This is a genomic window from Chryseobacterium antibioticum (genome assembly GCF_012927325.1).
In the GTDB taxonomy this organism is placed as follows: domain Bacteria; phylum Bacteroidota; class Bacteroidia; order Flavobacteriales; family Weeksellaceae; genus Chryseobacterium; species Chryseobacterium antibioticum.
In genome coordinates, this window is record NZ_JABBGI010000022.1 from 1 (window position 1) to 25,894 (window position 25,894).

Here is a 25,894-nt window from a genome sequence, read left to right on the forward strand (position 1 = left end):
TAATGAATTAATTTATTGATTATCAGATGAATATACAATATTTTATCTCAACAAACTAATGATAAATTATTTATTATCAAACAATTATATACTATCTTATGTGACTTCTATCATGCGTTTGCCCTGGTAAGTCGGCTGTTTAATCTTTTTAAAAAATACCTATGCTTCATTCAAATTCTAGAATCAGCCTTGTCAAGGTTTTAAACCTTGACAAGGCTCATGGGACATGAATGATTGTATTTAGAATTGTGCAATAATTTGTGTCATTTGTGGTTAAAAAAGATATAGGCTTATTTAAATTTCCCACAGATTTCTCAGATTTTAAGCATCGTTCTTTGTGAAATCCGTGTCTTCTGTGGGAACTCAATGATTAAGTTTTGGTTTAAAAAATCTACTTCATCCCCCAAATTTTTGTGAGTGAAACTTAACCATCAGAATTAAAATCCATCTAAACCCATAACAGGTCAAAAAGCCCTAAAATAGCTCCATATTTGAGGGTTTTACATAAATTACCTACCTTTAAAAAAAATAAATTTTAAATGAGAAAATCGGCTGCAATCATTTTTGCGTTTATCATTTCACAATTTCAGGCTCAGCAGGGAGCTTATTATCAGCAGGCTGCGAAGTATAAAATGGATATTGATGTTAATGCTGAAAAATTTACCTACCAGGGAAAACAAAGTTTAGAATACACGAATAACTCACCTGATGAGCTGAACGTTGTGTATTTTCATCTGTACTGGAATGCTTTTAAGCCTAATTCGATGATGGACCAGAGAATTGCTGGCCAGGGGAAAAATGGAGATTCCAGACTGCAGAAAGACGGAGTTTCAAGATTGGCGTCTATTCCGAAAGATCAGGAAGGCGCCCAAAATATCCACTGGATCAAACAAAACGGAAAAGATCTGAAATTTGAGATCCAGGAAACCATCATGAAGGTATATCTGGCAGAACCTATCCGACCCAATGCTACGACCACCTTTACAATGGATTGGGATGCTGTCATCCCTCAGCAGATCAGAAGAAGCGGTAGAAACAACAGGGAAGGCGTAGATATGACGATGACCCAGTGGTATCCGAAAATTGCAGAATATGATTATGATGGTTGGGCAACCTTTGATTATATAGGAAGAGAATTTCATGCGCCGTTCTCGGACTTTGACGTTACCATCAAGATCAACAAAGATTATGTCATCGGAGCAGGAGGAATTCTTGAAAATCCGACGGAAGTAAAAGGATATGATGCCGCTGCAAAAATTACAGCTGATAAAAATAAAAAAGCGGTCTGGAAATGGAAAGCCAATAATATCCTGGACTTTGCCTGGAGTGCAGACAGAGATTATATCATCAAAATTTTTGATGTTCCGGAAGGACCAAAGGTATTCCTGGTTTATCAGCAGAATGACAAAACGAAAGTTTGGGAAGAAGCCCAGCCTTATGTGACCAAATATTTCCAGTTAATGAACAGTCATTTCGGAAAATACGTGTACCCGACATACGCTTTCATTCAGGGAGGCGATGGCGGAATGGAATACGGAATGTGTACTATGATCCTGGGAGAAGCGAAAGATATTAAAGGCTTAATGGGGCTAATGGCCCACGAAGGCGCACACTCCTGGTATCAGCAGATGTTGGCAACCAACGAATCGGTACGCCCGTGGATGGATGAAGGATTTACTAGCTATGCGGAAGGTTCTGTGATGTATCAGCTGTTTCCGGAAGAACTTCCCAACCCATTTGCCAATACAGTGAATGCATACAGAGCTTTCATTAAAAAAGGCATTGAAGAACCTGCGGTATGGTTGGGAGACCACCATGACAATGGAAATGCATATACTTATGCATCCTACGTAAAAGGAGAACTGTATCTGGTAGAACTTGGTTACATCATGGGTGAGCAGAAACTTACTGAGACTTTAAAGCAGTATTACGACCAATGGCACCTGAAACACCCTTCTGAAAGAGATTTTCTTCACATTGCTCAAAAAGTGTCAGGAATGGATCTGAAATGGTTCCATAACTACTGGATCAACACGACGAAAACTATTGATTACGGGATCAAAGACGTGAAGTATGATGCAAAATCTACTACAATCACTTTGGTCAATAATGGGCAGGTTCCTATGCCTATTGATTTCAGTGTATTGACTACAGATAAAAAGGTAGTTACCTACCAGATCCCTTTAAATATGACCCATACATGGAAGGAAAAAGATATATATGGAGACTTTAAGACAATGCCTTACTGGCCATGGACGCAGAAAGAATATACGTTGACAATTCCTTACACGAAAGCTCAACTTTCAGTTTTAGGAATAGATTTCAGCCAGAGATTGGCAGATGTAAATATGGATGATAATATTGTAGAAGTGAAACAATAGATCCTATAAGATAAATAAAAATCCCGCAGAGCTTTCTGCGGGATTTTTATTTGTATTTAATTTCGAGTATTCCGGTCTGAAATCTGATGTCTCACATCTTGACCCATTCACCATTCATTTGCGAAGCAGAATTCACCATTCACAACCCCATCATTACCGGAGCTTGCCTCGTATCTGAAATCTGATGTCTGAAATCTATCATCTGCAATTCCTTATTTTATTCCAAACTGCTGTACCATCCAGTGATTAGGATGATTTTTGACCAGATCATTCTTTAAAACCTCATCTTTCGTGTTAAGGTAAGTGTATACTTTTAAAGGAACTGAATCCGGATATTCTTTTAATCCCTGATCTAATACCGTTTTGACTTCGCTTTTCTTTCCTGCTCCATCCAGTGATTCGGCTTTATAGATATAAATGATGGCAGGTACTTTTCCATAAACCTCCCTGGTTTCGTTCTCCAGGATGTTCATGGTTTCGATCTGGAATTCGGTATCAGGTGCTTTTCCAGCCATTGAAGTTCTGCTGATGTGCTGTTGATACATCAGAAAAAGCATCAGGATATGAAGGTTCTTTGTATTGGGATCTGAAGCCATTTTCTCAATTCTCTGAATGGTCTCCGGAGTCATTTCATCATTTTCTGCCTGCAGGTTTTTATTGTAAAACTCATCCAGTACTTCATAGACAGCGCGGTCATTCTTGTCAATCTTGGCCTGTTCTTTTATTTTTTGGAATAGGTCTTTTACTTGGGCTCCACTCTGCGCAAAAGCATTCAGACCAATACAAAAGAAAAATGCTAAGATCAATTTTTTCATAGAAAACAGGTTTAAAATATTTTCAGTTTTAAAGGTAACTAAATGTTTCCACTTTTCTAAATCTTCGATCCAAATTTTGCTTAGTATGTGTAAAGAAAGCAGTACACTCATTAAAAAAATCAAGAATTAATCTTAATATTCTTTTGCGTAAGTTTTCTTCTCTGCCAGATATTCAGTTTTACTTCCGTTTCCAGTTTTGAAAAGAGTTTTAATTGTTTTCTTTTGTTTAGCATTTGTGAAGTCGGGTAAATAGCATACAAAATGCAGATGAGGTCCGTTTGTCCAACCTGTATTGCCACTTAATCCTATCAGGTCACCTTTTTTTACAGTATCCCCGATTTTTACTTTAACTCCATTTTGTTTTAAATGAAAATATTGAGCAATTGTTCCGTCTGAATGTAAAATAGAAATATAATTGGCCAGATTTGCACAACTGATTGTGGGACATCCTTTGTTGCTGGTTTGAACAGCCTCAATCACTTTTCCTTCTCTTGCCGCTGTAATCTCCGTGCCTTCGGGCATTACAAAATCTAAAGAGTTTTCATTCTGGTGAGAAAATGTTCCGTTGTAACCTTGATAGACATTGAAAGATTTGCCTTTTTGAAAAGGGAGGTCGTATTGGTAGTCAGAATCATAGGTTTTAACGGTGACATCTCCGATCATTGTATAATAGTTGGGCATTTTCTTTATTTTCCAGCCTTTCGTCTTATCATTAACTACAAAATAAGTAATTCTGTATTTTGTGGAATTTGCAGGTATTACCTGAATGAGTTTGAATGCTTCTGGGGTCCTCATGTTTTCAACTTCAGGTTGCTGAGGAAATGATATTGAAATAGGATAAATTTCAGCATTATCTACATAGTAGGTGACTGAATCTTTCTTTTGCTCAAAATATATTTTTGCCGGTTTCTGAGTGAACATCAATGCAAATTGGGCTAATAATATCAGGGTAATTATCTTTTTCATTCTATTGTGGTTAGTTTTTGATAAGTATTTTATTCTGTGAGGAGGTAGCGTTATCTACTTTAAGCTAGATAATTTTAAAGTTGTTCTACATAGCTTGTGTAAATTGATCAGTTTTTTTATAGCTTCTATTTTGATATTTTTTCAAATATTTGAATCCGATACCTTGTTACAGAGGGATAGTATAATTCCAATTTTTCATTAATTAATTTTAGATGATGGTCTCCACCTAATCCCGGACATTTATCTGCTTCAAATCGAAATGTTTTATCTAAGTTCATATATTTTGGCAAATAAAATTTTCCTTTTGAATTATTGTCTTTAGTTTCTTGCCAATTTCCTGTACATAAATCTCCATTTGAAATAAATGTCCCATCAGCTTTAAGCGATATGGTCATTTTACTTTCTACTTTTTCAGGAGTCAATGATGAGCGAGCAACATAAATATTATCACTATTAATTATACTGGAAAGTTTCCAATTTCCTACAAGATTATTTTGTAAAGAATTACAATTATAAAAGGACAAAAGAATAATTATTAAAGTTATATTTTTTATCATTTTATTTGTATTAAGAGTAAATACAATAATAGAATATTTCCATAAATCCTCAATACATTTAAAGAAAATATTTAAATTCCACAGTCAGCTCCCAATACAGGTTGTTACAATCATCATCTTTTCTTTATTCTCTGTTTTGATTTAAATAGGATATTGACTTTATTCTCAACGCTTTAATGAGTTTCATCAGAAGACGGGCAAATGTAGAGCCCTCAAATAAGCTAAATAACATGGAGATTGCTTATTTTTGAGGATAAAGCCTTATTTTTACAACTGTTTTTTAACCCATACAAGCTTAAAAAATCAAATGAATTCAATCGTAATCAACGTAGGGAACAGCAATATCAGATTTGGTCTTTTCAATGGAGATAACTGTGATATTTCATGGGTAATCAATACAAAACCCTACAGAACAGTAGATGAGCTGTATGTACAGATGCTTATGCTGTACCAAACCTATAAAATAGAACCGAAAGAGATCAGTACAATCATTATCGGGTCCGTAGTACCTCAGCTTACCAAAGTGATTAGTTCGGCCATCAAAAAAATCCATGGTATTCAGCCTGTGATTGTTGACCGGTCTACGCCTTCAGGAGTGCAGGCAAAATCTAAGCAGATGGGGACAGATATTTATGCTAATCTTGTAGCTGCCCATAATTTGTATCCTGACCGGAAAAAAATCATCATCGATTTCGGAACTGCGCTTACAGCAAGCTGTGTAACAGAGACAGGAGAAACGCTGGGAGTGATTATTGCTCCCGGAATTGTAACCTCTTTAAATTCTTTGATCAATCAGACTGCTCAGCTTCCTGATATTGAGCTTAAAAAGCCAAAATCTGTACTGGGACTGGATACGGTAACGTGTATGCAAAGCGGAATGGTATATGGATTTCTGGGCATGGTAGAAGGTTTTATAGACCGTATCAACGATGAGGTGAATGATGATTGTTTTGTGGTGGCAACGGGTGGTGTTTCCCATGTTTATAAGCCACTGACGGAAAAGATTCATGTAATGGACAGGTTACATACATTGAAGGGACTTTACTTTTTAGGTAAAAATTTATAGATATAAAAGATTCAGGTCAAGGTTGAGTTTAAGGGTTGTTCAATAAAAATAAACCATGAGAAAATTAGAAAAATTTCCAAAGATAGAAACAGAAAGATTGATTCTCTCTCAGCTGAAAGAGGAAGACATTCCTTTTGTGACTGAATATCTTCAGAACAAAATTTTCTCGGACCTTACCTCCAATATTCCCTATCCTTATACCAGAGAGCATTCGGAACTTTGGATTAAGATGTCTCAGGAAGCTTTTGACAATAATACAGGATACACATTTGCCATCCGTAATAAAGACGGACAAATTATAGGAGCGATAGGACTTCACGACAGGGAAGATGATAAAGCCGAACTTGGTTATTGGATGGGAAGACCTTTCTGGAACAAAGGGTATATTACAGAAGCAGCTCTTGCGTTGATTGAATTTGGTTTCCGGGAACTGGAATTCAACAAGATTTATGCTACTTATTTTCTTCATAATCCTGCCTCCGGAAGAATCCTGGAAAAGATAGGAATGGATGAAGAAGCAAGGCTGAAACAACACCTTAAAAAGGACGGTGAATATTTTGACGTCATGATGTATTCTGTTCTGAAAAATAAATATTGATTTAACTTTTCACGGAAGGAGACTTCAAATCTCAAAATACTTCCATGAAATCAACCTACTTTCTAGTAGCCTTAATCTTAAGCACATTTCTTTTTTCAAAAACTAAGCTGATCGCTTTTAAAAGTCATAGCGGAAATTCTACACACTTTAGTGCCGCCGTTTCTGAAAATTTTTATGATACCAATTCATCTAATCTTGGTGTAGTTCCGGAAAGGTATGTAAGAGATGCCAGACAGTAAGTTATCTTTTGCTTTTGAAAAACTCTTTCACGATGGATGAACATTCATGTTCCATGACTCCGGTTATTATTTCTGTTTTGGGGTGTAAAGAAAGATGCTTGTTGATAAATCCTCTTTGTTCATCTCTGGCACCAATCACCACTTTTGAAATCTGTGACCATGAAAGCGCTCCCGAACACATCACACAAGGCTCCATCGTTACATACAATGTACAGTTGACCAAATATTTACCTCCAAGGAAATTGGCAGCTGAGGTAATAGCCTGCATTTCTGCATGGGCAGTCACGTCGTTTAGAGTTTCGGTGAGATTGTGGGCTCTCGCAATGATGCGGTTATTGGAAACGATCACACATCCGATAGGAACCTCATCTTTTTCTAATGCAGCTTCTGCTTCCTGCAGGGCCATTTTCATGTAGTATTCGTCGGTAAACATTTACTCTTCAATAGTTAAGGTTAAAGGAAGTCTCAGCTGATATCTAGCCGTTTCTCCATTGATAATGGCAGGAGAAAATTTCTCTGAAACAGAATACAATGCAATTTCAGCCTGCCGGTTGAAGGTGAAATTATTCCCCTGTGCATGAACATTGCTGATGCTGCCATCTTTTTCAACAATAAAAGCTACATCTGTTTTGACGGTTTTTACTTCGGTATAAACTCCTTCTGTGTAAAAAATATTGGCGACTTCCTGCCTCAATGTATTGAACCCACCAGGATAATCCGCGGATTTTTCAAAATCGACTGGTTTATCGGGATTGTTTTCTGATATGCCTTTTGGACTCTTTAGAGATTGAAGGTCTTCCAGATTTCTTACTTTTAACAAAGCTGCGATCATGGATACATTTTCAATGCTGTCCATCTTTTTCATGAAAAGAACATAATCAAGCTTTATACTTGCCTTTCTGAAAGAGTCGGATTCCAGATCGAACTTCTTTTTGAATTCTGTATTCAGCATGGTTCTGTGCTGGTTGTAATAGTTTTTTACATGCTTGAATTCTTCCTTCTGCTGGGAAAAGCAAACGGAAGAAATAAGACAGAACAGGTATAGAAATAGAGCTTTCAAAAAAGTATATTTATGTAAATATAATCAAAAAAAATGAGCTTTATGTCTTATGATCAGCTTTCCAGATAGCGGTTCAGTGACTCCTGAAGATGGGTGCGGATGTCATCAACTAAACCTTTAGGTTCAAGGACGGTGACTTCTTTGCCATAGGAAAGAATTTCCTGCATAAAATCATACGTAGGATGAAGGAAGAACTCGAAATAGATCTCTTCCAGGGTTTCTTTGGTTTCTTTCTGAGACTGGTGAAGCGGGAAACTTCTGATGTATTCTCCCTGATGTCTGCTGCATTTCATGACGATCTTCTCAGGATTTTGCTCTGCCAGATTCATAACGCCGAAAGCATTTTTGAAATGTTCTCTGAAATTGTAATTATACTTTTCACGAAACTTATTATCACTTACATCCAGATAATTGACCCTGTCTAAACCGAATGACTTCAAGATCTTGTCCTTGGTGTCAATGGCGATGAGGTACCATCTGTCCTTGGATTCCTTTAAGGCAAGGGGATGTACTTTGCGGGAAGTCATTATTTTATTTTTGTAGTTGTAATGTTCAAAACTTACGACTCTCTTATTCCGGATAGCGAAGAAAAGATCATAGAAATGCTCTATCCCAGTGGGTTTTCTGCTTTCAAAAAAGATAAAATCTGAAAAATCCGGATGAAGATTCAAAGCATTGCTTACCTGAAAAGATTCCAATAATTTTTGGTTGTATTCATCCACTTCCATGATGGGGCGGCTCTCAATATAATACCTGTTGTCACCTTTCTTTTTATTGTGAATGGAAAGATTAAAAAGATCAGAGATCTCGCGAATATCTCTTTGCAATGTACGGATCGAGTAGCTCTTGATCCCTGCATCCTGAAATTCGAAAGAGTTTAAAAGATAGTCCTCCAGCTGGGAATAAGTAGCCGGAGAACTTTCTAATCTTTTTATAATTAAGGCATATCTTGTCAGATAAAAATCTTTTTTCATTCGTCTGTATTTTATATGGCAGCAAAGCTGCGTTTCATGGTGAAATTTTATAAGACAAATATATAGGCTTAATGCGACAAAACGTGTCGTGTTTTATTTTTTATCTGTATGTTATAATTAAAAAGACGTAATTAGATTACCATTTTCGTCCCATTTTTTATAAGTCCCATCGTATTCTACATTGTTATGTGCTTTATACTCTGTATATTTTTTTCCGTTTTTATGATAGGACCTGAACCATCCTTCCTGATATCCTTCTTTATATTCTTCTTCACAAAAAAGTTCGCCAGTATTATAGTACCTTAAAACAATACCTGTAAAAGGATTGCCATTGTGATAATATATAGGGACTCCTCCACCATCTAAGCGGTCACATGTTAAATCACTTTCTTTTATTTTTAATGCCATGATAATTTAATTAATGTATTAAACATCTAATACTGTGTGTAATATATTGAGACCGTGCTAATAGAGTAGTTCTTGATCCTTTGTAAAATTCCCTACTGTATCCGCTTAAATATAGAGTCTTTGTCACAAAAAATCCTCCGCTTAAATATTAAGTCAGAGGAATATTTATAACGAAAATTTTATTGGTTGTTTTAGAGAAATTTATTGTCCAGACAAGAATAGGAGTGGAGAACTTTTAAATTATTGGTCAAAATATTCTTTTCCTTTTCTATCAACCCAGCCTTTTTTACCATCCGGAGTTTCGAACCTGGCGAAATATTCTATATATGGCTCAAGTTTTTGATATTTCGGTTCAGTGCCTATGTTAGGATAGAATGTAGATAGTCCGTTTTTTTCTAAGGAAAGATATGAGGTAAAGTTTTGGATTTTGTCGAACTCTAGAGAAAGTATATATTTTTCCTCTAATAAAGACCATACTCCATATTTTTTATCCTCTTTTAAGATCACAAAATCAGGATCAAGTTTGCCCCATATATCTCCTGTATACCATTCTCTTTCAAAAGAAATCTCTTTTTTATTATTTACAAATTTTTCAAAGATAGCCTTCTGAGGTGGGATTTTGTCAAACTTCAAACTATAAGTAGTATCTACTTTATCATATTTAGAAACTTCTTTGATAAGATGATCATTAATGATAGTATAGGAAACATAAGTACTGTTGCCAAGTTCATCATTAGGGCGCAAAGGAGCCTGTATTCTTTTTTTAGGAGTTATTGCTCGGCCACTTTCGTCAATAAAATACACCTTATTAAAAGAATCAATAATCTGAAGAGTATTTGATGAATAAGGGGAATATGATTTTAGACTAGATTTTATCATTTTGCCTGTTAAATTATAGACGTCCCAGCTAGTTCCTATCTTCCCGGTTATAAAATTACCTTCAACTTGTAAAGAGTCATATTTTTCTATGGCAATAGATTTATCATCAATGCTTAAGTTGTATTTCTTTGAATCTAGACTCTGACGGATGTCTATTTTAGACTCTTGACTATACAGATAAAGGCTAAATAATATTGTAAACAAAGATAAAATTCTCATAGATATTATTTTACTTTATTAATACACTCATTTTCTATTCCTGTCTCCAAAATTTCTTTCCATTGCCATTGATAAAATAGCTTATATTGAAAATTTTCATTAAATGGTTTTTCACATGCGCTATTAAAAACATGTACTACTCCTGATGAGTTTAAGGAATAAGCTTGTGTTTTTGTAATAGGATCCCTGCATCCTGAAATTCGAAAGAGTTAAGAAGATAATCCTCCAGCTGGGAATAAGTAGCCGGAGAACTTTCTAATCTTTTGATAATTAAGGCATATCTTGTCAGATAAAAATCTTTTTTCATTCGTCTGTATTTTATGGGCAGCACTGCCGCGTTTCATGGTAAAATTTTATAAGACAAATATATAGGGTTAATGCGACAAAACGTGTCGTGTTTTATTTTTTATATTTTTTTTAAAAGAAAAAATAAGCCACAGTTTTCTGTGGCTTACTAATTACTGGTCAAAATATTCTTTTCCTTTTCTGTCTACCCAACCTTTTTTACCGTCTGGTGTTTCAAATCTGGCGAAAGCTCCGGTATAGGGTTCTAGTTTTTTATATTTCGGTTCAATGCCTATATTAGGATAGAAGGTTGATAATCCATCTTTTTCCAGGGATAAATAATTTTGATAGGGAATAATCCTTTTGTATTGAAATGTAATAATTTCTTTTTGTTCTTTAAAGTCCCAAACGCCATACTTTTCATTTACTTTAAATATAATATAAGTATGTTTTAGAGGGGTGTAGAGCGTTTCTTCAGTATAATCGGGAGACGATGTTTTTTCAAAATAATCTGTAATGTTGGGATTATAAAATGATGAAATCTCTAAGCTTTTTTCGTTGTTGACAAATCTGGCATCTTTTCCATTTTTAATGATCTTATAATTAAACTCTCGAGGATAGTTTTCTTTTCCAAAGTATTCTTTCCGTTCATATTTTACACCATTATTAGTTATTGTGTAATTTTCCAAAGCTCTGTCATTCTTAATAAATAGATCTTTTTGGGATTCAATCTTCAATTTAGAAGTGTCAATTTGCTGCCCTTTGTTATTGAACGTTTTTATTTCATTTTTTTTAGTAATTATTTGAAATATATCCATTGGGATAAAATATTCATATGCTTTAATATTTTGATCTAAAAGTATTAAATTGTTATTATACAAATCAAATCCATTACCCTTTTTAGCTATTACTAAAAAATCTGTGGAGATATCATCATAAATAGCAGGAACTACATTTTTACCGTTTATCCGAAGACCATATTTACTATTTTCTTCAAATTTTTCTGGAAGATTTTGAGCTTTTAAGCCCATAGCGGTCAATATACTAGCAAATAGAGTGATTATCAATTTATTTTTCATAATTATTATTCTATCAAACGAAGATAATTATTTTTAACTCCAGTATCAATCATTTTTTTCCATTGCCATTGATAAAAAGATTTATACTCAAACTTATTGTTTCTTGGTGCTGCTTCATTTCCATCTGCATCTCCATATTGGGAATAGTCTAGGAAGTTTTCTAAGGTTTCAGTTTGGGGAAGAACAATTCCGATTTGTTTTTCTTGGCGGGATTTGTTTGCTTGTAAGGCTGTAATCTCGTTCCTACGCGTTTGAATTATTAAATTAAATGTAAGAGGAGTTTCTCTTTCTATTCTTTCTTGTTTCTCTTGCTCGGTCTCAGTTTGATCATGCAATACAACAACTTTAGCATCAATGTTTTCTTCCATATGCAAAATAACACTATTAAAAATATTTTTAACTTTCATATGTTCGTAATACCAGCACTTATCTTCTATGTCTTTGATAAAATAAACTAAAAAGCTGCTTTCAAAGCTCTCAACTGAAAGTTCTTCCTTTTTTTTCGAAAGGATATCGTACAGACCGCTATATATCCAATCCAGGCGAATATATTTTTCATATTCAGAACTTTTTTGCTTTAATGATAAGAAGTTTTGGATCTCTTTTTCTTTTGCATCAATTTCTCCCTGAATTCTTTCGGCACTGCGTTTAGCCACATCGTCCATAGTATGGTTCAACCCAAAGGCATGTCCTAATTCATGAATAATTAAGGCTTCTGTTCTGTCGTCTTGTTTTTTTTCTTTTTCCGCTCTTTTATTGGCTTCTAAAGCATGATTGAAAATATGAACGGTACCAAAACCAGTTGCAGAGAATGCGCGGACATTATCCTTTTCTCCTTTGGTTCTTGCAGATTCGAGATTATTACTATAAAACAGATAAGTAATATTATTCTTATCTATAGAATTATCTCCTTTGTATTTCTTTTTCAGTTCTTTATATTTTAGATAGGCTTTGTTAACCTTATCACTTTTCCATGCGTTTGTTGCCCTTTTTTCTTCGTAGAATTTAGCGGCTTTTTTTAAATCTGAAGTTTTTCCAAAATTAAATTTGTCCTTGAATCCTTGAATCATTTCATAAGCAAGAGTCATTAGCTCTTCATTAATAGTCTGTTTTTCTTGTGCATCAGAATTATAGGCAGCAAATCTTGATTCTATTAAGTTATTATATGCGAGTTTTTGACTTCTATCAAGCCTTAGTTTACCTTCATCGGTAAAAAAAAGTTTTTTGCTCATAAATTCATCTAAAGAAAAGGTAACCGTTTTTGTTGTTGGAGCTAGAGAGGCTTGGATATATGCTTGATTAAAAGATTTATTATTGAAATATGGTAAAAGTTTGTTCTCAATGAAATCATCATGCTTGGACAAAGATGTTAATTCTGTGCTTGCTGTTTGTCCAAAATTGATTAATACAGGTTGAATAGTAGTTCGATACAATTTTGAATTTGCTTTTACGATTAACCTTCCAACAATTTGGTTATTGTATTTAGCAACAATACTTATATCATTTTCAAAAGCATCTTTACATTCAATATTGATTTTGAAATACCTTGTATTATTAGTCACTTCGGGATCCTTTTTTGTGATATTTAGTTTGGAAGTTGTTTTTGAAAATGTCTGAGTATTTTTATCCCATTCTTTACATTCATACTCTAGCATTTCTTCGCCTCCAGAAGTACCTTTTGCTTTTACATATAAAGAGATTTCAGTCTTGGGCCAAATACTTAAGTATGGGCAAACATAGTCGTTTATAGAAATTTCTTTTGCATCTTTTAATGATTTGCCATTTTTATCAAAATAGTAAATAAAGCTTTTTTGTGGAGAGGTGGTTAAACTATATCTGTCATAACCAAATTTTCCAAAGTATTGTGAGTCTTCATTACCTAGTTTATCATCAATATTTGTTTTTGAACGATAAAAAGTAACATCTCCTTCAAGTTTATATTTTGAATATTTTCTTCTGTCTGTTTTATAAACATCTACATTAGCCACTCCAATCTTCGCGAGATTCCTAATATCTATATTTTTCATTTTTAAGTTTTTGAGATTAAAATTGTAAAAAAACAGCGGTGATATTTCACACCGCTATTAAGGTTATTTGTTATCCCACGATTGTTGTAGGCAATGTTGTAGGATCCGTACTATGGCTTAATTGTACGTCTCTCTGTTCAAAACTCGTTTCAAACTCCAGTTCCGAAGGATTCTCACAATTTTTCGGATCAGTTTCCGGGAAGATTGGAAGAGGTTCCTCAACTGGTAATCCTGTAGACTTATCCTGAAGAATAGTAAGCGTAGTAGGCACTTTGGTAATCCAGTATTTGCCCTGTGCTACTCCTGTAGGCTGTCTCATTTCATCCACGATACTCATGTACATTGGGTCTCCGATGACCGGAACAGCGCCGCCATTCCAGATAATTCCTGTTTCCATGAAGAACTGTACAGCATTTTCAAAGCCTGGTTTTACGGTAACGATAATTCTTGCCATACCTGCCTGTAGGAAGCTTCTGAATAATGGATCCATGCTCTCACTCAGGTAAAACTCCTGCCAGCTCTTACGGTTTGCCCAGTAGTAAGGATAGAACGTATAATCCATAATTTCCCATTCGAAGGCCTGTTCCATAAACTTGGCAAGGGCGGTATACCTATCCAGATTGTCACTCAGATATACCTGGAAGTTATCCATCGTTGTTTTTTCTGCAGCTCCGTTTGTTGTTTCCAGTCCTAATGTATTTGTATTAAGATAATCCTGTAGCAGGTATGCAATACAGTTGTGCTTTAAGACATCATGCTCCATAAAACGGTAGAATTTATCCTGTCTTTCTTTAAGCTGTGCCTCTTTTTCTTTCTGCTCTGCATCTAATCTTGTCTGCTCTTCCTGGAATTGTGTATAAGCATCTTCATACGCTTTAATGATCGCATTGAAACTCTCTGTTTTCCATTTGCTGATGAATTCATCACTCAGTTCGCAGTTTATTGTTGCTTTAACGGTATAATGTCTGATATTATGTCCTTTCACCTGGAAACTTACATTACCGGTTATATTGAAACCGGACGATGCTCTGTCAAAAATAATATCTCCACGATCATTGAGGCCAACGAAATCTCCATTAAAATTGGAACAGTATACTTCCGCATAACGGGATCCCTGGAGTCCACCACCTCTGTTTCGACCTGCCTCACAATGGAAGCTTGCATTTTTCCCGGCATAGTTATCAGGAATTGCAAACTGAGTATAATCTATTCCAAAATCGTCATTGGTTTGAGGAACACTTGCCGCAGTATGGATAACCTGTTTAGTAGGTGCTGGGAAAGCATCCAGCTGTACTCCGTAAATCTGTGCCCAATGCTGTATCTGTTCAATATTTGCAGATTTAGGATCCGGCATATACCATGGTTCAGGAGCTTTTCTTGGGTCTACAGGAGCGGTAAGTACCTGAGCTTTGGCAACGGTAAGCGCCAGACGGTGTAATCTTGAAGGCTCAGGAACCATAAATTCAAACATCGTACGTTTACCATAGTTATAGATCTGATTTTTCATCTTCTTATCGATCCATCTGTAAACTCCTGTGATGTGCTGTGGTGGTTGATTGGTTGTAAGAGCTTTTCCTCTGTTGTCAAACTCATGCACATTGGTTTCTGTATATTCTTTGATGATTTTCTGCACCCTTTCTTCTGAAATTTTGGTAAGAACTCTTTCCATGGCTCTTTCCGTAATTTCCTGAGACTTCATTACGGCCTGTCTTGTACTGTCATGCTGTGCTGTATTATTGGCATAGTCTGCACCAATTTCAAATTTCATAGCATTGTCATTCCCATAGCTAAATCTTGTATAGGCAGAAATACTTTGCTGCTTTTCCACTTCTTTGGCTACTTCGGTCTGCATATCCGTTCTGGATGTTTTTGAAGTGTCGGAAATTTTCTCGGTTTCCTGAGATTTGGAAGTTGTATCCGTAATTTCAGAATAATCTCTTGAAACAGAAGACTTATGTCTCAGTTCGCTGGCCATAACGTTCTCAATATTGGAAACTTCTCCAGGAACATAGGCATGAACACTTTGTACAACTTTCAGATAATCTGCAACTCCAAGTCTTTTGATTCCGAAATTTTTACGTTTCTGAATCGTTACCGGTTCACGTTCACCTGGGTTTTCAATAGCGGCACGTTTCAGGGTAAGCATTCCCGTAAGACTTATGTCCTCCTTGATATATTGCTCGCTAATATCTCCATAGGCCAGACTTCCGTTATCAAAAATAATTTCAATTTTGAAGGTAAAAGTGTTTCGGAGCTTGTCCACTAAACATGTCGGTAACGTGATTTTATTATCTACGACATGGATATTGCTGTAGTTTTCTTCAAAAGATCCTGCAAGGTCTGTAGTGGCAATGACCTTGGCATTGGCAACACTCCATGAAACATCTTCAACCTCAAAAGAAAAATTAACAAATCCTCCTGTACCCGACATTCTGAAAGAATTGTGTGCATAGAGACTGTAGGCCATTGGAGTTCTGGCTGTATTCTGATTAACCGGAATAGAAGCTCCTCCGACGTTCACATACTGCTGCTGTTGAAGAGGGCTATTCAGTAATGCGGTCTGCATGGATGAAGAAATATTGTTTTGTACAACAATCAAGGCATCAGAATAGCTTTGTATTTCATCATCAAGGATAATCGTCTGATTTCCGATTTTCATTGTATCGGATGAAAGAATCTGAACAGTTTCTGTATCTGCCATTTTAGACATCTCTTCTGCATTGAATTCTCCGAAAAGATCAACAAAAAGGTCAAAGGATTCGGGAGAAAGTTTTGCCTTTAAATCTTCCAAATCGATTTCATTTCTGAAAGAAAATTCAAAAGATGGAACTTCATATTCCTTTAAGCTGTCATAAAGACGCTTTTTCTCTTCTTCTGAAGTTTCAGGAGTGATTTTGCTTTCGACCTCGGCCAGTTTTCTATCATAGATTTCTATACGTTCTCTGTTTGCGTCCATATACCTTGAATAGCCTTCCTGGTATGCCTGATGACGGGATTTATGATATTTTTTCTGAATTTTTTCCAATTCTGTGTTCAGCTTGTTCAAAGCGTCTCTTCTGTGAATTGCTTTGTTTGCAACCAGAGAGGCTCTTGCCTCAGCTTCTAATCTTTGAATGGTTTTTGCACCTAGAAGAGGTCTTACTTCACCTTCTGTTCCCCTTGCCGAAACTGCTGAAACTGTTTCTGAATTATCCTCTGAAAATAGAGATGTTGGTAATATAACCTGACCATTCAACGCTTTTTCTAATGGTTTTTCGCCATTTACCCTGATGATTTCCGGATCAGTAAGATCCTGGATGTTTGCAAAACCAAGCTGGATTGCCATCAAAATATGGCTGATTGCTTCTTTAATATAGAAGTCTCCCTGAGTAACGATCTGATAAATAAAGTTATTCCAAAGAAGAGTGAAGGTTTTAATTCCTTCAGGATTAAGATTTTTATTGGCGTCAATAAGACTTTTGTAATAATCTGTAACGTAAGTCCAGTCATTACTGTCCAGTGTTTCTCTTTTAGAAAGTTTTCGACCGATAGCCAGAAGGTCTTTATATACTCCTTCTTCAATTTTCTTTTCAGTTTCAAATCCTGCATTATTAAATCCAACAGCTGCCCTTTTCATCTCTCCGAATTTGGATGATTTGGCAGGTCTTCCGGCAACTGCAGTATCAAAAATACCTGTTGCCCCTTTGGGTCTGTGGATAAATCCTAAATTTTTATCTTTAGTTTCTGTTAATTGTGGGTTTCTTAAACTCACGAATCTGAAAAGCGTTTGGGACGCATTGTTTGCCGTACTCATATTATTTGTTGCTTTATAGTTAATAATGCCTTCGCCTACTAAGGATTCTCCCACAGTAAATGCGGACATTGTTGGTGCATTGTTTGTTGCCATTTTAATATTTTGTTTTAATGATTTATTTTTTTGTGTATTCGAGAGTCAGGGTAAATGAGTTAATGACGGAGTAATCATAGTCAGGATCACCCATTAGTTCAATGGTCGCCAGCTTTCTTTCTATGGTGATGTAGGCTTTGTTTCGCCATTGATTACCTGCGAATGCAGCATCTATTGCCTGCCATTCTGTAAACATCTCGTTGGAAATAATGGTGTCAATATCCGGAAACTCGGTTTTGAACTCAACCAAACCTGTTCTTGGAATCTGACTGAAAACCACGGTTTTTTTGTAAATAGGTTTGCCATTGATCCAGGTTCCACCAGTTAATTCTTCTTTGGTTGTGTAGGAATGCTGTTTGTCTGCATACTGTTTTTGGATGTAATCATTCTTTTGGGCGTAATCTCCAAAATAAGTTTTAGAACTTAAACCTCTTGGATTTGTTGCTTGATGTTCAACTAAAACAGGCTCGTCATCACTATTACTGATAAGAATTCCTTTTCCTTTTGCCGGATCAGAAAAATTCATTAAAGATGCTCCTGTACTGCTTAAAGTCATTTTTGCACCATAAGCCGCTGCCAAAACGCCATCTTCTTTGCTGACATCTACTTTTGACATCTGAGCATAGTTAAAATCGCTTGAAGTAATTAAGACTCCATTTGGGAAAAAGCCTACCTGGTTTTGGACCCCATCTATAACATTTGTTTTATACAAAAGAGTTTCATATTCTGGTCCGTCGCCACTCTCAAATTGTATATGTCCTGAAACAGGCTTATTTATCTCTGTTCCTGAAATAGGAAGGTAATTCTGAAAGTCAGAAAGGTTTTTATAACCAATTGTATTATTAGCATTCATTACTGCTACCTTTGAATAAGTGCTGTCAGCCAAAGGCGTTCTTTTTGCAGTAATTGTGGCGTCAAAACTCAAAGTTCTTGCAGCGAAGTCACCAAATATAAAAGGGGTTACCAAATCATGTCTTTGAGGATTTGTATAAGAATCAATAACCAGCTTATTAGATGTTGAACCTCCCAATGGAGCATTACAACCAATAACTACATTATTATCACCCCAAACCCCCATAGCATGGGTCGTTGATGCAGCATTATAGCCTATGAAAGTATTACTACCCCATGCTCCGGAGCCCGTTGTTTTCCCATGGTTCGTTCCAGAGAAAGCGCCTAAAAAAGTGTTTTTAGCTCCATTTGTTAAAGCATAACCTGCTCCAATACCAAGGGCGGTATTATTGGTTCCCGCGGTGTTTTTGTTTCCTGCCTCATCTCCGATATAAGTATTTCCAGTTCCAGTTGTTGTTTCGGTTCCGGCCTGGGTTCCAAAGAAGGCATTGAAATCTCCGGTTGTTAGCTTGGCTCCACTTGAAATACCGGTTGCTGTATTCCATCTTCCTGTGGTGACTTCGGTTAAAGCGTAAGAACCCAGTGCTACATTATTTGCTCCTGTGGTTAATTTTGATAATGTATTGTAACCAATTCCTAAACTGTAAACACCAGTATGTGAGGTATTTATGTTTCCCCAATAGTGTGAGTATGTAGTGTTGTTAAAACCCAATTCAGCTGCTCTTCCCTGACCGGTATTAAATACAATTGGTTTTGTGGTAGTATTACCTCGGTCAACAATATTCTGTAAAGCATCAGTACCTGCGAAAGATGGCTTATCTGTTAAATCATTGTAACTTCCGGAAACAGCAACCTTTTTTAAGACTACTTTATCCTGGCCTTCCTGGGTGAATGTCACACTTCCGTCTGCATTGGTCGTTGGAATAATACTGAATTCTGAAAGATTAACTTGAAAGGCTGACCCATCATTCTGGGTAATCGTAATCGTATTCTGAGAAGCATCATATTCTGCATTCTCAATGCTGATATCATTAGTTATTAAGCCGCTTAAATCTACTGACTTACTTTGCTGAACGCCATTCTCTCCGGTATAAAATACCGTTAAAATATTTCCGTTCAATGCCGGGTTCTGAATAGAGGTCTGTGTTTCTATTTTTTCTTTCCAAAGCCGAGCATTTTGTGCGCTTAGATTGGAAGCATTTACATCTGCTTTTTGAGAAAAATCATAATCTATATTGTCCAAAGGAAGTTTTTCATCCTTGTGCCAATAAGAGTTTTGCCACTCCCAAAATTCTTCCTGTACTGGGATATCTCCGTTTTCGAAGTATTTTTTTAGTTCTTGTTTTGTTTTCATATTGTGATTTATTTAAGATTTGTTGATAAGAGTTCCTCCAATGACCTTGGTATTAGGGTCAAATGAATTGGAGTAGTATTGTGTATTACTATCAAGTATTACAGTATTTACAGCAGGATTGTAATTGAAGGCATTGGCTCCGATCTTTGAAACGCCAGCCACAATGTATATTGAGCTAAGCTTGTTGTAGGCAAAAGCATAATCTTTAATTTCTTTTACATTAGCTGGAATCGTTACTGTTTCCAGTAGATTAGATGAAAAAGCTCGGTCATTGATGATAGTAACACTTTCTGGAATATTCAGAGATTGTAGTTGATTATTGCTGAACGCTTCTTCCCCGATGGTTAGAACACTGTCAGCAAGGAATAAATTTGATATTCCGCTTCCTGACGCAAATCGTGCAGGAATGTGCAGGGTACCTTGCTTTATAAATATATTCATAACCCGGAGAGGCGCTAATGTGGCATTTCCGTTTTCATCCATTTCCGCATGAAAATCATTCCATCGGGGAAAGCCATTTTCCAAACCTGCAATTTTAGTCATATCAATCTTCTCATCTTTGTGCCAGTAAGAGTCTTGCCATTCCCAAAAATGTTCCTGTGTAGGCTGGTCTCCGTTCTCGAATTTGAGCCTTAGTTCTTGTTTTGTTTTCATATTGAATTGTTGTTATAAATCGAAATAGCGCATTATTGTTGCTGTTTCTGGAATTCCTGCACTACTTAAATCTAACCCGCTAAGTGCAGATACTTTTTTAAGAGATGGAATATTGAATGCATTTTGTCCTACTGATTTAACTGATTTCGGAATGTATAATTCAGTCAAATTTTTACTTCCAGAGATCTGAAATGCCCCGTCGGCAATTGTTTCTACACCATTTTCCAATATTAATTCTGATATGTTAGCAACAGCACTGGAGAAGGCTGTTGATTCAATAACTTTGCATGATCCCGGAATTTTTAATGCCCCAGTCAGATACTGACCGGTAAAGGCATATGCTCTAATCCTTTCCAGAGAGCTAGGAAACTGAATTTTCGAAATACGATTTTTTGCGGCTATTGCAAACTTTAGACCTCCAATGATTTTTATGCCTTCAGGGAAAACTGTAACGGAATCAATGCCAATGATTTCCATATTATCTGTTGGGGAGTAAATGAACTCTTCGTAAGTAATTAGATCCAGGGCATTGTTGCCTAGCTTTTCACTCTTATGCCAGTAAGAGTCCAGTAGAGCCCAGAAATCTTCCTGTGTAGGTTTGTCTCCGTTTTCGAATAAGAGCCTTAATTCTTCTTTTGTTTTCATAATAAATTGTGTGTGATTTTGTTGATTAATTAATAGGTTATGATTGAAGAGTCTTTTATTCAAACCTCTTCAGGTTTTAGTCTAATTTTTATAGTGGTTACTGACTGTATTTCCACCTTACGGATACATTTCCATATTTTTTATAGATTTTAGACATAGTTCTGGCTGTCCGGCATTTTGTGAATGATGGATTCAAAGGTGTTTTTGAATGATTATAGGATGATGTCTGGTCTCTTGATTTGGTATTTCAAAGGTAGTTCCGGACAGCGTCAGAACTCGTCGTGTTATAATGTATTTAGTATATATTTTCTTCAGGACTACCATCTTCGAAATCTTCCCTGAAAAAATTTTCAATGTCATTGAGGTAATTCTCATAATCCATCTCTGCATGTTCAATGTCACTCCATTCAATAGTATAGAGATCTTCATCAAAAAGTACATCTGGGTTGTGATCTGGTGTTTCCATGTTTTGTGTTTTAAAGTTGAGGTTATGTTTTAAACATATTTCTGGCTGTCCAGCATTGATAAATGTTGAATTCAAAGGCTTTTTAAAATTTTAAGGATTGCTTTTTTGTGTCTTTGTTTATACTTCAAAAGTAGTGAGGGAAGACGACAAAACTTGACGTGTTTTAAAAACTTTTGATAAATTTTAAATATTATCTTTTAAGCTTATATTGAGTCGTTATAAGGTAAAAGGCTTATATTTTATTTCTGATCAGTTTCTGTACAATCTGATTCAGTGTTTCCCTGTTATCATCAATATAGCTTAGCCCTGCCTGGATCAGATTTTCAATATTTGATCTTCTGACATTGTCCATCCCTGGAGATGCATTTTTTAATGATGGATTCAGGCGGTAATAATTTTTCTGATTCCGCTGGCCCAAAGTCTGAAACATTTGACAAAGCTGATAATCTACGGTTTCTGCGTTGGCAGACATCAATATATCAATAATGGGGTTTACCCAGCCTATTTTTCCTGACTTTTGAAGCTTTTTAAAAGAATAAGGTCTTGCCTCGATACCTGTTCCGATAGAAACGATGATCATATCATTCACACCCGGATGATTGGCTTTCTGATGATTCTTCAATACTTCGGCAAAAGGAATTTTTCTTGCTTCCGCATAGGCACAAAGAGCAGGATTATTGGCAAACATACCGCCGTCAATCAGGCTGAAGATCTGTCCGTACATTGACTTGATCTGTACGGGACTGAAATAAGTAGGCGCCGCTGATGTGGCTCTGCAAATGTCTTTTACATAAAAATTATCAGTACTCAGATTGGCCTCCCAGGAATTAAAAAGCTTAGCTCTTCTGTTTTCAATATCATAACTGGTAATTAAACAGGGTTTTATAAATTCTTTAAGTTCTAAGTGTCCAAAAAAGTCATTCAAATTTTTTTCAAGTGATTCCTGAGAAATTTTTTCATTAAGCAGGCCAAACGGATTGACCAGTTTTTCCCAGAAAGAAACCTGGAATATGTCGCCGCCCTTTTCAGCATATAATTCCAATCCTTTCTGGATAGAATATTTAGCTTTTCGGTGTTCATCGGGACATAGAATAATAGAAGCGATCAGTCCTCCTGTGCTGCTTCCGGCTACCAGATCAAAATAATCACCGAGTTTGGCCCCCGGATTATCATGATACTGAAGCTGTTCTTCTATGTAGCGGAGAATAATACAGGTAATAATACCTCTTATTCCGCCCCCGTCCAAAGAAAGAATGGTTGTCTTTTTCATGTGATGTTTTGTTGGTTTTTAAAAGATAAAAATAGGTCCTGAGACAACTAAAACCAACGTTCTGCTCTTGAAAGCGGATGCTGGTTTTAGTATTGAGATCTCAGTTAACTAACATTTTCTTACAAAACAAAGGTAGGACTGGGAAGCGACAGAACTTGTCGTATTATAATTATTTTCAAATGAAAGGGAATTAAAACAGAATATAATTATCCTTATCCCTTGGCATCTTGGACAGCGTTCGCCAACTCGTTTTCACCAGACCTTTTTTAGTCTGCATATTCTTTTTTTCAAAGTGGGGGAGATCCTTGAAAGTCTTCCAGTTTCCGCCCCAGTCCCAGCCGTGTCTTGCGAAAATTTTCACACATTCATACCAATCAGCTATCTTATCGTTATCCCAGTCTTTTACTGTATCCCAGCTTGCGATCTTTCCATCGATCATCAGGCAGATGTCCACAGCAAGGCCGTAATTGTGAATACTCTGTCCAGCCTTGGCATTCGTTACCTTTTTTCCTGAAGTGATTCTTCCGATGGCATACAGCTTTTCCTGTTCCTCAAAAGATCTCAATCCCTGGGTAATTCTGACTTTTGCTCTCCCGGTGAGGGCTTCATCACATTCTTTGATAATCTGCCTTACTTCATCTCTTACAGAAGGGTGAAGTTTGTCTATTCTTTGTTTCGTTACTTTATCCATGATGTATTGTTATAGAACAAAAGTATAGGTTAATAGCGACGAAACTTGACGTGTTTAATTAAATTTTTAAATAAAAAAGACCTTTTTTGTAAAGGTATTACTGTTCATGCTCTTTATGGAAATGCTTAATGAGAGATAAAAAAGGACACGCGATTTAACATAATATATCGATTGGAAAATATTAAATGTATTGATTTATAGGCTTTAATGGTTATTTCAGTTTAAGTTCATATAGGATCAGAAAATTGAATGCAACAAAAGACAATTGACTGTATATTTGTAAAAAACTCGCTCATTATGATTGGAAAATTGAATGAGTACTGATCAAAAAACACAATATTCCAATGCATACTATTTTACCTTTTTTCCTGGCTATGATAGCCGCCATCGTATTGCTGAATATGTGGGCGACTAAACTGAAAATCGCTTACCCGATTCTATTGGTTGTATTCGGCCTGCTCGTAAGTTTTATACCCGGACTTCCGGTTGTAAAGGTAGATCCTGATCTTATTTTCTTTATATTTTTGCCGCCACTGCTATTTGAAGCCTCCTGGGCGATTTCATTTAAGGAGATGAGGAGATGGTGGCGTATTATTGGGAGTTTCGCCTTTTTGGTTGTATTTTTTACGGCGTTGTCTGTAGCTGTGGCTGCTAACTATTTTATTCCCGGATTTACGATCGCTTTAGGATTTTTGCTGGGAGGAATTGTCTCACCACCTGATGCTGTAAGTACCGGAGCTATCATGAAATTTGTAAAAATCCCTAAAACTACTTCTGCAGTTCTCGAAGGAGAAAGTTTGCTCAATGACGCCTCTTCCCTTATTATTTTCCGCTTCGCACTCATAGCCGTGGGTACCGGACAATTTGTATGGCAGGAAGCCTCTCTTAGCTTTTTATGGATGGTTATTGGCGGAGCTGGAATAGGTCTGCTGCTCGCATGGATCTTTGTACAGGCCCACAAACGTTTGCCCACAGATGCATCTTCGGATATTGCTTTGACCCTAATAGAGCCCTATATCATGTACTGGGTCGCAGAACAGTTTCACAGCTCCGGAGTGCTTGCCGTAGTATGCGGAGGCCTGTTTATGTCGACAAGACGCTTAATATTTTTGAATAGTGCGAGCAGAATAAAAGGACACAGTGTGTGGGAAAGTTTTGTATTTATCCTGAACGGTATCGTTTTTTTACTGATAGGTCTCGAACTTCCTGAAATTGTAGGCGGTCTTCGTTCCGAAGGAATTCCTTTGGGCACAGCTGTTCAATATGGAATACTGGTAACCGTTATCCTTATTTTAGCCAGGATCATAAGTTCATATGCCGCTATGCTGGCTACTTATGTCTTTCGGCCAAGCGTTGCTCCCAGGGCGTCTTCCAGAAAAAGGCAGATGCTTATACCTCTTTTTTTGGGATGGACAGGCATGAGAGGCGTAGTATCTCTTGCCGCAGCATTGGCTATTCCGATAACCCTTGAAAACGGTGAGCCTTTCCCTAACAGAAATCTGATCCTGTTTATTACTTTTGTTGTCATTCTCCTTACATTGCTGGTTCAGGGACTTACGCTGCCCTATATTATCAATAAAGGACGTGCATTCCAGGATTTTATGAATGAAGAAGAAGAGGAGGCAACAAGGCTGAAAATAAAGCACGAACTGAAGCAGCATGTCTATCATTTCCTTAAGGCAAAACATGAAAACGAACTTCAGGGCCATGTCGGAATAGAAATGATGTTAAAACATTGGGAGGAAAAAACAAAAGCCAATGATGACGACTGGATGAATGAAAAAAACAAAATTATTTTTGTTGAAATCCTCGAAAGCCAGAGACAATACCTTTCAGAGCTCAATAAAGATATTACGATTAATGAAGAAGTCATTCGCCAGCAGTTATACCAGATCGATCTGGAGGAAGAGCGTCTGAAAATGATCTAACTTAATTTGAATTCAGGGCCTGTCGATAATCAATTGAAAGAATGTTGACCGTTATACCTTTTGGGTAGAAAAAATGATGAAATTTCAGGGATAATTTTATTTATAGTCTTGTTTTTGTTTTGACTCCTTAAAAGAGCTTTGACGGAATAGGAGTACTATATAACAATGAATATTTCTTTAACTGTTACAATCAAATTGTTCATTTTTTTACCTTTTCAAGAACAGTATCTAAAACGGCAGGCATAGATTCCTTCAGGAGTTATGATAAACCGGTATGGGAAATGGCTGTCAAATACTGAAACAAAAAATAATGGAAAGGTAAAGTTGAATATAGAAAATGAGTAGGAAAAAGTTCAGTTAAGCAGAGTTATCTTCTGAATAGGAAGCTTTCTTAGAAAATATGACTTAAGCTGAAGCCAGATTTAGATTTCTTAGTATTTAAATATTTCTGATAAATCTGTTTTTTGGTTAAAAAAATGCATTGTTTTTTGCAGTTTGTGGTCAGTATTTATTAAAATTCCGAATTTTGATATGGTTTAAATTATTATAAAGCAAACATTTTCAGGGATTTAGCATTATTTCGTCTTTTTGTGTA

At 36.2% G+C, this 25,894-nt stretch carries 23 protein-coding genes; 5 read left to right on the forward strand and 18 right to left on the reverse strand.

The features are described from left to right. The first annotated feature begins 539 nt into the window (after positions 1 to 539). Positions 540 to 2,381 carry a M1 family metallopeptidase gene (locus HHL23_RS16225; RefSeq protein ID WP_169235837.1) on the forward strand — a complete coding sequence of 614 codons (1,842 nt, stop codon included), beginning with the start codon at positions 540 to 542 and terminating at the stop codon, positions 2,379 to 2,381. Positions 2,382 to 2,593: 212 nt separating this feature from the next. Here the strand turns inward: HHL23_RS16225 and HHL23_RS16230 are convergent, their stop codons facing one another. The 3 genes from HHL23_RS16230 to HHL23_RS16240 all read right to left on the reverse strand — a co-directional run bounded on the left by HHL23_RS16230 (position 2,594) and on the right by HHL23_RS16240 (position 4,719). Continuing rightward, on the reverse strand, positions 2,594 to 3,196 hold the full coding sequence (locus tag HHL23_RS16230; protein ID WP_169235838.1) for a hypothetical protein: 603 nt from the start codon (positions 3,194 to 3,196) through the stop codon (positions 2,594 to 2,596). 132 nt (positions 3,197 to 3,328) lie between these two features. After that, the gene (locus HHL23_RS22855; RefSeq protein ID WP_169235839.1) at positions 3,329 to 4,162 is read right to left on the reverse strand and encodes a M23 family metallopeptidase; all 834 of its coding nucleotides are present in this window, start codon (positions 4,160 to 4,162) and stop codon (positions 3,329 to 3,331) included. A gap of 125 nt (positions 4,163 to 4,287) precedes the next feature. Beyond that, on the reverse strand, positions 4,288 to 4,719 hold the full coding sequence (locus HHL23_RS16240) for a hypothetical protein (protein WP_169235840.1): 432 nt from the start codon (positions 4,717 to 4,719) through the stop codon (positions 4,288 to 4,290). Between the two features lie 307 nt (positions 4,720 to 5,026). Between HHL23_RS16240 and HHL23_RS16245 the strand changes: the two genes are divergently transcribed. Genes HHL23_RS16245 through HHL23_RS16255 form a run of 3 tightly spaced genes read left to right on the forward strand, consistent with a single transcriptional unit; the run spans position 5,027 to position 6,622 of the window. Beyond that, on the forward strand, positions 5,027 to 5,785 hold the full coding sequence (locus tag HHL23_RS16245; RefSeq protein ID WP_169235841.1) for a type III pantothenate kinase: 759 nt from the start codon (positions 5,027 to 5,029) through the stop codon (positions 5,783 to 5,785). Between the two features lie 55 nt (positions 5,786 to 5,840). Continuing rightward, the gene (locus HHL23_RS16250; RefSeq protein WP_169235842.1) at positions 5,841 to 6,383 is read left to right on the forward strand and encodes a GNAT family N-acetyltransferase; all 543 of its coding nucleotides are present in this window, start codon (positions 5,841 to 5,843) and stop codon (positions 6,381 to 6,383) included. A 44-nt stretch (positions 6,384 to 6,427) separates the two neighbouring features. Continuing rightward, the gene (locus HHL23_RS16255; RefSeq protein ID WP_169235843.1) at positions 6,428 to 6,622 is read left to right on the forward strand and encodes a hypothetical protein; all 195 of its coding nucleotides are present in this window, start codon (positions 6,428 to 6,430) and stop codon (positions 6,620 to 6,622) included. 1 nt (position 6,623) lies between these two features. Here HHL23_RS16255 and HHL23_RS16260 read toward each other — a convergent pair whose 3' ends face one another. The 15 genes from HHL23_RS16260 to HHL23_RS16330 all read right to left on the reverse strand — a co-directional run bounded on the left by HHL23_RS16260 (position 6,624) and on the right by HHL23_RS16330 (position 23,371). After that, on the reverse strand, positions 6,624 to 7,055 hold the full coding sequence (locus HHL23_RS16260) for a nucleoside deaminase (protein ID WP_169235844.1): 432 nt from the start codon (positions 7,053 to 7,055) through the stop codon (positions 6,624 to 6,626). After that, positions 7,056 to 7,682, reverse strand: coding sequence for a hypothetical protein (locus HHL23_RS16265; protein ID WP_228464808.1), 627 nt, complete (start codon positions 7,680 to 7,682; stop codon positions 7,056 to 7,058). Between the two features lie 53 nt (positions 7,683 to 7,735). Next, the gene (locus HHL23_RS16270; RefSeq protein ID WP_169235845.1) at positions 7,736 to 8,656 is read right to left on the reverse strand and encodes a helix-turn-helix transcriptional regulator; all 921 of its coding nucleotides are present in this window, start codon (positions 8,654 to 8,656) and stop codon (positions 7,736 to 7,738) included. Between the two features lie 117 nt (positions 8,657 to 8,773). Then, entirely contained in the window at positions 8,774 to 9,064 is a 291-nt protein-coding gene (locus HHL23_RS16275; RefSeq protein ID WP_169235846.1) for a toxin-antitoxin system YwqK family antitoxin, read from the reverse strand. Positions 9,065 to 9,304: 240 nt separating this feature from the next. After that, positions 9,305 to 10,162 (reverse strand): hypothetical protein, encoded by an 858-nt coding sequence (locus HHL23_RS16280; protein WP_169235847.1) that lies wholly within the window; start codon positions 10,160 to 10,162, stop codon positions 9,305 to 9,307. Positions 10,163 to 10,313: 151 nt separating this feature from the next. After that, positions 10,314 to 10,469, reverse strand: a complete 156-nt coding sequence (locus HHL23_RS16285) for a hypothetical protein (protein ID WP_228426612.1) — start codon at positions 10,467 to 10,469, stop codon at positions 10,314 to 10,316. A 151-nt stretch (positions 10,470 to 10,620) separates the two neighbouring features. Further along, entirely contained in the window at positions 10,621 to 11,526 is a 906-nt protein-coding gene (locus HHL23_RS16290; RefSeq protein ID WP_169235848.1) for a hypothetical protein, read from the reverse strand. A 5-nt stretch (positions 11,527 to 11,531) separates the two neighbouring features. Beyond that, complete coding sequence (locus HHL23_RS16295; protein WP_169235849.1) at positions 11,532 to 13,553, reverse strand: hypothetical protein; 2,022 nt, start codon at positions 13,551 to 13,553, stop codon at positions 11,532 to 11,534. A 70-nt stretch (positions 13,554 to 13,623) separates the two neighbouring features. After that, on the reverse strand, positions 13,624 to 17,439 hold the full coding sequence (locus HHL23_RS16300; protein ID WP_169235850.1) for a hypothetical protein: 3,816 nt from the start codon (positions 17,437 to 17,439) through the stop codon (positions 13,624 to 13,626). Positions 17,440 to 17,461: 22 nt separating this feature from the next. Beyond that, complete coding sequence (locus tag HHL23_RS16305; RefSeq protein ID WP_169235851.1) at positions 17,462 to 19,645, reverse strand: hypothetical protein; 2,184 nt, start codon at positions 19,643 to 19,645, stop codon at positions 17,462 to 17,464. A 12-nt stretch (positions 19,646 to 19,657) separates the two neighbouring features. Beyond that, positions 19,658 to 20,299 (reverse strand): leucine-rich repeat domain-containing protein, encoded by a 642-nt coding sequence (locus HHL23_RS16310; RefSeq protein WP_169235852.1) that lies wholly within the window; start codon positions 20,297 to 20,299, stop codon positions 19,658 to 19,660. A 12-nt stretch (positions 20,300 to 20,311) separates the two neighbouring features. Further along, positions 20,312 to 20,944 carry a leucine-rich repeat domain-containing protein gene (locus HHL23_RS16315; RefSeq protein WP_169235853.1) on the reverse strand — a complete coding sequence of 211 codons (633 nt, stop codon included), beginning with the start codon at positions 20,942 to 20,944 and terminating at the stop codon, positions 20,312 to 20,314. Positions 20,945 to 21,239: 295 nt separating this feature from the next. Continuing rightward, on the reverse strand, positions 21,240 to 21,410 hold the full coding sequence (locus tag HHL23_RS16320) for a hypothetical protein (RefSeq protein WP_169235854.1): 171 nt from the start codon (positions 21,408 to 21,410) through the stop codon (positions 21,240 to 21,242). Positions 21,411 to 21,642: 232 nt separating this feature from the next. Further along, positions 21,643 to 22,680 carry a patatin-like phospholipase family protein gene (locus HHL23_RS16325; protein WP_169235855.1) on the reverse strand — a complete coding sequence of 346 codons (1,038 nt, stop codon included), beginning with the start codon at positions 22,678 to 22,680 and terminating at the stop codon, positions 21,643 to 21,645. 190 nt (positions 22,681 to 22,870) lie between these two features. Continuing rightward, a complete protein-coding gene (locus HHL23_RS16330) occupies positions 22,871 to 23,371 on the reverse strand; it encodes a M15 family metallopeptidase (protein WP_169235856.1) in 501 nt (166 codons plus the stop codon). 344 nt (positions 23,372 to 23,715) lie between these two features. Between HHL23_RS16330 and HHL23_RS16335 the strand changes: the two genes are divergently transcribed. Next, positions 23,716 to 25,299 (forward strand): Na+/H+ antiporter, encoded by a 1,584-nt coding sequence (locus HHL23_RS16335; protein WP_169235857.1) that lies wholly within the window; start codon positions 23,716 to 23,718, stop codon positions 25,297 to 25,299. Positions 25,300 to 25,894: the final 595 nt, after the last annotated feature.

Bases quoted from the DNA above. Each gene is read 5' to 3' on its own strand.
- HHL23_RS16320 (WP_169235854.1), bottom strand. From the start codon at position 21,410: ATGGAAACACCAGATCACAACCCAGATGTACTTTTTGATGAAGATCTC.
- HHL23_RS16330 (WP_169235856.1), bottom strand. From the start codon at position 23,371: ATGGATAAAGTAACGAAACAAAGAATAGACAAACTTCACCCTTCTGTA.
- HHL23_RS16335 (WP_169235857.1), top strand. From the start codon at position 23,716: ATGCATACTATTTTACCTTTTTTCCTGGCTATGATAGCCGCCATCGTA.
- HHL23_RS16325 (WP_169235855.1), bottom strand. From the start codon at position 22,680: ATGAAAAAGACAACCATTCTTTCTTTGGACGGGGGCGGAATAAGAGGT.
- HHL23_RS16240 (WP_169235840.1), bottom strand. From the start codon at position 4,719: ATGATAAAAAATATAACTTTAATAATTATTCTTTTGTCCTTTTATAAT.
- HHL23_RS16300 (WP_169235850.1), bottom strand. From the start codon at position 17,439: ATGGCAACAAACAATGCACCAACAATGTCCGCATTTACTGTGGGAGAA.
- HHL23_RS16230 (WP_169235838.1), bottom strand. From the start codon at position 3,196: ATGAAAAAATTGATCTTAGCATTTTTCTTTTGTATTGGTCTGAATGCT.
- HHL23_RS16280 (WP_169235847.1), bottom strand. From the start codon at position 10,162: ATGAGAATTTTATCTTTGTTTACAATATTATTTAGCCTTTATCTGTAT.
- HHL23_RS16270 (WP_169235845.1), bottom strand. From the start codon at position 8,656: ATGAAAAAAGATTTTTATCTGACAAGATATGCCTTAATTATAAAAAGA.
- HHL23_RS16290 (WP_169235848.1), bottom strand. From the start codon at position 11,526: ATGAAAAATAAATTGATAATCACTCTATTTGCTAGTATATTGACCGCT.
- HHL23_RS16310 (WP_169235852.1), bottom strand. From the start codon at position 20,299: ATGAAAACAAAACAAGAACTAAGGCTCAAATTCGAGAACGGAGACCAG.
- HHL23_RS16285 (WP_228426612.1), bottom strand. From the start codon at position 10,469: ATGAAAAAAGATTTTTATCTGACAAGATATGCCTTAATTATCAAAAGA.
- HHL23_RS16275 (WP_169235846.1), bottom strand. From the start codon at position 9,064: ATGGCATTAAAAATAAAAGAAAGTGATTTAACATGTGACCGCTTAGAT.
- HHL23_RS16255 (WP_169235843.1), top strand. From the start codon at position 6,428: ATGAAATCAACCTACTTTCTAGTAGCCTTAATCTTAAGCACATTTCTT.
- HHL23_RS22855 (WP_169235839.1), bottom strand. From the start codon at position 4,162: ATGAAAAAGATAATTACCCTGATATTATTAGCCCAATTTGCATTGATG.
- HHL23_RS16305 (WP_169235851.1), bottom strand. From the start codon at position 19,645: ATGAAAACAAAACAAGAACTAAAAAAATACTTCGAAAACGGAGATATC.
- HHL23_RS16295 (WP_169235849.1), bottom strand. From the start codon at position 13,553: ATGAAAAATATAGATATTAGGAATCTCGCGAAGATTGGAGTGGCTAAT.
- HHL23_RS16250 (WP_169235842.1), top strand. From the start codon at position 5,841: ATGAGAAAATTAGAAAAATTTCCAAAGATAGAAACAGAAAGATTGATT.
- HHL23_RS16245 (WP_169235841.1), top strand. From the start codon at position 5,027: ATGAATTCAATCGTAATCAACGTAGGGAACAGCAATATCAGATTTGGT.
- HHL23_RS16315 (WP_169235853.1), bottom strand. From the start codon at position 20,944: ATGAAAACAAAAGAAGAATTAAGGCTCTTATTCGAAAACGGAGACAAA.
- HHL23_RS16225 (WP_169235837.1), top strand. From the start codon at position 540: ATGAGAAAATCGGCTGCAATCATTTTTGCGTTTATCATTTCACAATTT.
- HHL23_RS16260 (WP_169235844.1), bottom strand. From the start codon at position 7,055: ATGTTTACCGACGAATACTACATGAAAATGGCCCTGCAGGAAGCAGAA.